Source organism: Streptomyces sp. NRRL WC-3618, assembly GCF_001280005.1.
GTDB lineage: Bacteria > Actinomycetota > Actinomycetes > Streptomycetales > Streptomycetaceae > Streptomyces.
The window spans coordinates 1-316 of the sequence record NZ_LGDW01000353.1; the positions used below are offsets into that span (position 1 = coordinate 1).

Annotated in this window: 1 pseudogene; it reads right to left on the reverse strand. The window is 63.6% G+C overall.

From position 1 onward, the window contains the following. Positions 1 to 316 (reverse strand): annotated as a pseudogene (locus ADL01_RS26235) (glucose-6-phosphate isomerase); the annotation flags it as partial.

The window sequence follows — 316 nt, forward strand, 5'->3', positions numbered from 1 at the left end:
CCCCACCACCGGCCCCGTCTCCCACTCCACCGGCAGCCCGTCACGCCCGACAGACTTGCCGTTGAACTCCATCTCCCGCTGCTGCAACTACGCGGTGAACTTGGACAGCTAGTGCGAGTAGGGCAGCACAGCATGCGACTGCGCACCGAAGAAGTTCCCGTACCAGATACCCAAAAGACCCAGCAGCAGCGGCACATTGCCCTCCGCGGGTGCCGAGCGGAAGTGGTCGTCCACAAGAGCGAACCCGTAAAGCATCTCCCGGACCCCCTCCGACCCGATTGCGATCATTAGCGACAGCCCGATCGCCGAGTCGAAC